Source organism: Yoonia sp., from assembly GCF_046498525.1.
GTDB lineage: Bacteria > Pseudomonadota > Alphaproteobacteria > Rhodobacterales > Rhodobacteraceae > Yoonia.
In genome coordinates, this window is the sequence record NZ_JAWOAN010000093.1 from 1 (window position 1) to 4,016 (window position 4,016).

At 57.5% G+C, this 4,016-nt stretch carries 4 protein-coding genes and 1 pseudogene; 1 reads left to right on the plus strand and 4 read right to left on the minus strand.

Features of this window, described 5'->3' with window-relative positions; genetic code table 11:
• A partial coding sequence (locus R6T97_RS06090; protein WP_410348407.1) for a 4Fe-4S dicluster domain-containing protein occupies positions 1 to 70 on the plus strand: 70 nt, incomplete at its 5' end.
• Positions 71 to 125: 55 nt separating this feature from the next.
• Here R6T97_RS06090 and R6T97_RS06095 read toward each other — a convergent pair.
• From R6T97_RS06095 to R6T97_RS06110, 4 genes and pseudogenes are all read right to left on the minus strand, one after another.
• Entirely contained in the window at positions 126 to 584 is a 459-nt protein-coding gene (locus R6T97_RS06095) for a c-type cytochrome (protein ID WP_410348404.1), read from the minus strand.
• A 29-nt stretch (positions 585 to 613) separates the two neighbouring features.
• Positions 614 to 2,266 carry a DUF4139 domain-containing protein gene (locus tag R6T97_RS06100; RefSeq protein ID WP_410348405.1) on the minus strand — a complete coding sequence of 551 codons (1,653 nt, stop codon included), beginning with the start codon at positions 2,264 to 2,266 and terminating at the stop codon, positions 614 to 616.
• A gap of 137 nt (positions 2,267 to 2,403) precedes the next feature.
• Positions 2,404 to 2,868, minus strand: coding sequence for a YbhB/YbcL family Raf kinase inhibitor-like protein (locus R6T97_RS06105; RefSeq protein WP_410348406.1), 465 nt, complete (start codon positions 2,866 to 2,868; stop codon positions 2,404 to 2,406).
• Positions 2,869 to 3,035: 167 nt separating this feature from the next.
• Positions 3,036 to 3,956 (minus strand): annotated as a pseudogene (locus R6T97_RS06110) (aspartate-semialdehyde dehydrogenase); the annotation flags it as partial.
• Between the last annotated feature and the right edge of the window lie 60 nt (positions 3,957 to 4,016).

Sequence of the window (4,016 nt, forward strand, 5' to 3'; positions counted from 1 at the left end):
GGACCCCAGCCAGAACATCACATGGGTTGTGCCACAGGGCGGCGACGGACCGAACTATCCGAATATGTAAAACAAAAGGCCCCCGTCTCTGGGGCTTTTGAGCCTATAGCAACTGCAGGACCCCCTTAATGCATTGGATTGCGGCTTTCCTGAACGGCCTGCGCCTCTTCGGGCCAGCGAGAGCGGATAAAGGCAAGGATATCCCAAATCTCGTCCTCGGTGATCACACCGTCAAAGGCGGGCATCCCGCTTTGAAAATCGGTAATTCCCCGCAAGGCCAGCGCCCCCTGCCCGCCTAATGCCGTGTAATCAAACAAAAGCTGGTTGTCGTGATGCCATGTATGCCCTGTTTCATCATGCGGCGGCGCCGGCAGGGTGCCATCGTCCTTCGGCACCCGCCAGTTGGGCTGACCTTCCAGATTGGCACCATGACAGCTTGCGCAGTTATCCTGATACAATGCTTCACCACGTTGAATATCGCGGCCTTCATATGCGTGCGTTGCCATCGCAAAGCAGGGAAACAGGGCCGCAGCCGCCATTGCCGTGATACCGGCAAAAAGACGCGATGCGCAGTTCTGAACCATGTTAGCCCCTTCCACAAATTCGCCGCACCTTAACGCAGCACGTACCCTTCTGGCCATGTCAGCGTATAGTCCAGCGTGACCGTCGCTTTTTCACCCGATGCCACATCCAGATCCCACTCCAGAACACCGCGTCGGTCTTCGGGATTACGCCTTGCGACAGAGGGGCTAGCGGTGAATTCGACGTCCAGATCCTCCTGCTCGGAATAGGGGATGGCATCGCGCAGCAGAATGTCCCAATCCTGCCCGGTCAGGTTTTCAACCGTCATGACAGCCTGTTCGGTCAATTGATTCGTTGTTGTGAATACACCGCGATCCCCTTCGGTCTTGTTTGGTGTGGTGCGGGTCAGGCGCAACCCGTCCAGCGGACCAAAGCCCATTTCGGTATCGGCCCCGGCCGCCAAGAGCGGCAGTTGGCTGAACCCGATCATCGTACCATCGGCAAAGATCATCGCCTGCCCTGGCAGCAGCACCTCGCCCGTATCATTGGTGAATTCCGCCATGCGATAGGCGATGCTGTCGCGGCTGGGCACCGCCTCGGCCCAGACATCGGCCTGAAAGCGCAAAGTATCCAGCGGCAGACGTAAATCCTCGACGCCGTTTCGGATGTCCACGCGGCCCGGATAGACATAGCTGACGGTCGCACCGCTGAAATCCGCCTGCGCCGTCACAGCCATTGGTGCGGCCGCCTCTGCCTCGGGACCGGATGACCGCGACAAAGCCTGCGCGTTGTCGGACATCATCGGGAAATCGCGCGGCTCGCGTTCATCCTCGGGCACGATCCGGCGAAGGGGCGGCCAGACTTCGCCGGGATTAATCCGCTCACCTGGGCGGGCGGTCGATAGGATCAGTTGCACATCGTTCCAGTCCTGCCCGGTTTGCTGGCTGATCACGACTGCACGGTCGATATTAAGGGCGGCGTCATCCCCTGTTGTCAGGCGCATGTCATAGACAGGTGACCAGTTGGAGAACCCTTCTATCGAGCTGATATCAACCGTGACCTCACCCGCCTCTGCTGTGATAAGCGTAAAGCTCAGGACCGATCCAGCCTGCTCAGGAGCCAGCAAAGCAGCCAATGCCTGCTTTGCATCCTCCAACGCTTCGACATCATCCTCGCGTGCACGCTCTGCCGCTTTCGCCTCTTGTTCGGCGGCAAAGGCCGCCTCGCGCAGGGTCAATGCCTCGGTCCCGACCATCTGCGCCAGCGCTTGAAGATCCGCGATAGATGCGGTGCCCAGCGCCTCACCCGCGTTGGCCTGTGACAGGCTTTGCAGGAACGTAATCTGCTCTTCAGCGGCCTGCACGCGCAACCTGATCTGCGCGATCTGTGCATCGCGATCGCGCAACACGGCCTCCAGTCGCTCCACCTCTGCCCGCGCGGCCATGATCTCGGGCGTGTCCTGGTCCGGCGTCACCGGCAAGCGATCATAAGCAAGGTTTACAGCACCCACCTGCGCAGCAACGGGTGCCGCCAGACGCAGCCCTTCAGTGGCCAACCCGTCCGGCAAACCCGGCACGATAATTTCATGCGATCCCGCCGGTAGATCAAGGGTCACCTGTCGCGTCACTGTCGCGAGGCCGGGATAGATCGTGACAGTATCCACACGCGCCTCTGCGGTGAATGTTGCGGCAAAGGATGGCGCAGCCAGCACGATAAGACTGGTCGTTAGAAAAAAGCGGAACATGAACGAACTCCTGCATATATCTTGGCTCAGTATACAGGGTTTAACGGATGATAGAGGGCATTCCTTGGCACATCCCGAAAAAAATTCAGGGCATTGATCACACATGTTAATTCCCGAAATTCGTGCAAGTAGCCGTATTACAGCGCAAAGGTACCCTCGATCCGGGCTTCCTCGATGGCGTGCTTTTCGACTTCTGCCCAAACGTCTTGCGCACCCGCCGCAGCAGGGACGGACAAACTTGGCACATCAAGCGCGACAAGGCGAAAACGGTATCTGTGCGGCGGGTCGCCTTCGGGCGGCTGAGGCCCATCGTAATGCGTATTTCCGAAGTCGTTCTTCGCGACGCGCAGTTGATCCCGATCTGACCCTTGCTCGGCGTTTTCGGGCAGTTCTTCCCAGTCCGCAGGAAGATTAAACAAGCACCAGTGATGAAAGGTGCCTTGGGGCGCATCGGGGTCTTCAAGCATAAGCGCGAAGCTTCGGGTTCCTTCCGGAACACCACCCCATCGCAAAGGCGGGGAGATATTTCTGGTCATCCGAGCATATTTGTCTGAAAGCTTTTCGCCATCGGCGAAGGCCGGACTGGTCAAAACAAGTGGCATTGCCGCGCTCCTTTTGGTGAATTATCAAATATATAGATCATACCACAAAGCCCGACATCTTTCATGTGCTGTGACGTGAAGGTGAGCTAACACTTGCCAATGCCACCCGTCCGGACAAACAAAAAAGGGCGCCCCGCAGGACGCCCATTCAAATCACATCGCCAACCTTAGCCTTTTTTCAGGCACTCGCGCCCCAACAGCTCTGCTATCTGCACCGCGTTCAACGCAGCACCCTTGCGCAGGTTGTCGGACACGCACCACAAGTTCAAGCCGTTGTCGATCGTGCTGTCCTGACGGATGCGGCTGATGAAGGTCGCGAAATCACCCACACATTCCACCGGCGTGACGTAACCGCCGTCTTCGCGCTTGTCGATCACCATGATGCCGGGGGACTCGCGAAGGATGTCGCGCGCCTCATCTTCATCAAGATGGTCCTCGAACTCGATGTTGATCGCCTCTGAGTGGCCGACGAACACAGGCACGCGCACACAGGTAGCCGTGACCTTGATCGCCGGATCGATGATCTTCTTCGTCTCTGCGACCATCTTCCATTCTTCTTTGGTATCACCGCTGTCCATGAACACATCGATATGCGGGATCACGTTGAAGGCGATCTGCTTGGTGAACTGCTTGGCGGGTTTGTCGTCGGTGGGGTTGTAGATCGACTTTGTCTGGTCCCACAACTCGTCAATGCCGCCTTTGCCCGCACCGGACACGGATTGATAGGTGCTGACAACGACGCGCTTGATGCGCGCACGGTCATGCAGCGGCTTGAGAGCGACAACCATTTGCGCGGTCGAACAATTGGGGTTCGCGATGATGTTCTTCTTTGAATAGCCGTGAATCGCGCTGGCATTCACTTCTGGCACGATCAGCGGAACATCTGCATCATAGCGATAAAGCGAAGAGTTATCGATCACCACGCAACCGGCCTTGGCAGCCTTGGGCGCATAAATCTTGGTCGCGTCCGAGCCGACAGCGAACAGGGCCATATCCCAGCCCGTAAAATCAAATGTATCAAGGTCCTTGGTTTTCAGACGATAACCAATGCTCCTGCTGGGGCACCTCCTCCCGGCACTGAGTCGGGTAAGTACCTGATAAAGCCTTGGTCAGCATTGCCTGGTGAGTTGGTCATGTATGTAAGTATG